Genomic DNA, 2602 nt, shown 5'->3' with positions numbered 1-2602 from the left:
GAATTACGCAACAAAGCCTCTCCCTTATCTTCATACTCAGCAACATAAATCAATGCTAATGTGTGACTTGGATCTATATCTAATATTTGCCTTGCTTTATCTAAAGCCTCATCATACTTTTCCTGAACTTCAAACAAATAAGTCATATTGATTAATAAATTTGCCTGTTCGTATTTAGATAATAGTTCAATTTCTTCATATGCTTTATTAAGCTGGATCTCAGAGCGACTATATTTCCCTTGCATCCTCAACGACTTACCTTCATAAACGTGTAATATTGTAAAGGAGGTAATTTGATAAGCATCTTTCGATAATGACTTTAAGTCACTACAAAATCTAGATAGCTCTACGTGCTTATTCATCGTTGATAAACTCTTACAATAAGCGATTGATATGTTAAACGCTTGTGTAATACCTCTAGAAGAATCAAGATCTATCGAACATTTCAATAGATTTAATAGTATTACATTGGTACTACCTACCAACTTCCCATTATTTTTCAACTGATCTTTTACGATAGAGTTTAAATTTATCCGTCCTTCTTTCCAACGTTTACCTAAGTGGATATCTGCTAAGCTATTCGCTATCTCATAAACATCTTCAGTAGTGAGATTACTATAGACATACTCTCTCACTAGAGTCGGGAGAACATAAACTTTATTACCACCATCATCATTATGTTTTTTAAACATTTCATTACTTGATGAAATTGCATCAACCAAGTCTAGTTTATATAGTCTTTGAATATGCACCGGCTTAAAAGCATATTTTGAATGTGCGCGCTTAATATTACTGAATGCATCACCATGCTCTAATACTGACAGTATTTTCAGTAACTCATAGCTTCTCAAAGATTCTTGATCACTACTTTCTTTTAGTAGATTAACCCTATTAACTAGCTCTTTAGTAAACTTACTGTCACTATTATAGTCATTATCAGAAGAATAGGACTCCGGAGAGTAATGTGATTCTATTACATCATCAATTGATAAATATTCCAATTCATCTATATACTTATCAAGTAATACCGGAACGCCTTTTGACAACTGGATTAATCCGTCTAAAACTCTTTCATTAAACTCTTCTGTTGATTTCTTATAGTAAGAAATGTACTTCCTAATGTCGTATTCTTCTAGATTTTTAATTTCAACGTATGGAATTTCATTATTTACTGGCTTAGCACTTGCAATCAAAAACCTGATATTTTCTTTATAATCTGATATAACTTCAATCAGCTTTAAAACTTCATCCACTACTAATTCATACTCATCGAAACTAGAAGTAAGACCAAAATTGTCCATATATATTAAAGCATTACTATCAGGCAATGAATTTATGAAGGTGGTTAGCTTAACGCTATAATATGACTCTATAGACTCTGTTAGTTCTTCATTAGATCGAATCCCTTCCATATCCACTCTAAATATTGGGACATTGAAGTAACTATTAGATTCATCTTCTACAATTGTCGATACAAATTCATCGCGACTCAACCCCCACTCTGATACTAAATTTACACAGTTATAATCTCGAAACAACTCTATGACTTGTGATCTTTCAGACTCTCGAATATGGCTATGCCCAGATTTTTTTATAATACTCCACTGAGGCAAACATGAATTGTCAATTTCTATTAATGTATTTAGTTGACCTTCGCAACTTTCAGTCTTCTCTTTAATCTCAAAATTTGACTTATCCTTTATATCAACCTCTTTATTTCCATTGAAAATATAACTTTCAAGCTCAGGTAAATATTTGTGGCAATCAATTCCACCATATGCTCGGAACCTTCCTCGTTGTATAGCAGGGCCAACACTTTCAATTAAACTTTGATAACTTTCATTGACTCTTTCTTCATTTTCACCATAGAAACACCAAATAATATCTATCTTAGAACGATCATCTTGAATCAATTCGAAAAGAGTTCGCGTAAATACATCACTCCACCCACCATAACCTATCACTAACAATGTTTTATTATTTAGAATTGAGTTTAATGAAGCCCTAAGCTTTGGCCTATCAAATTCTAGCTGGTCTGGTGTATGTAATGTGTCCGTATTTGTCCAAAAACCATGTAAATGGACGACTTGAACGGCATCGGTATCTAGTGCATTAATATTGCAATCACCATGTAATAAAAACCTACTATTAATTACACTTAGTTTATTTAATGCCACTGACATTAGCGGATCAAAATTTGTGGTAAGTATTGGTCCCGATATTTTATTATCACTGCTAATGATCTTAGCTAAAGCATCAATGGCAGGAGGAATCACCCAAGCATCAGTGTTCTTCTGTAGATTTTCAAGATAAGTAATATCTCTAACATCACTAATTTCATCACTTAGAGTTGATTTTAGAACGGCTTTCCTGATGACATCGTTAATGACATCTTGGCTAGTGTTTTGCAAAAGAAATGTAAACGACCTCTGGTATCTTTCTGTATCAGATAAAGTCTCAGGAACTTCTTCATAATAGAAGTCAGCTAGATCTGGCATAGAATTTAACGTTTCTTCAATGATATGGAGCATGCCTTTTACATCAGGTACACCTTTCGTTTCACCAGTAGGTGACGACATCGGAGCGGCTTTGTTGCGTAATT

The 2602-nt window shown here is 33.5% G+C and carries 1 protein-coding gene; it reads right to left on the bottom strand.

The genetic code is table 11. The annotated features are described in order from the left end of the window. Nucleotides 1–2579 (bottom strand): SIR2 family protein (locus tag BCT49_RS02680; RefSeq protein WP_133151635.1); only part of this gene is annotated, 2579 nt, incomplete at its 3' end. Nucleotides 2580–2602: the final 23 nt, after the last annotated feature.

The sequence above is a fragment of the Vibrio lentus genome (assembly GCF_002875945.1).
GTDB classification, from domain to species: Bacteria; Pseudomonadota; Gammaproteobacteria; order Enterobacterales; family Vibrionaceae; genus Vibrio; species Vibrio apostichopi.
The sequence above is the reverse complement of the archived record's forward strand: the minus strand, read 5'-3'. Positions and strand labels throughout refer to the sequence as shown.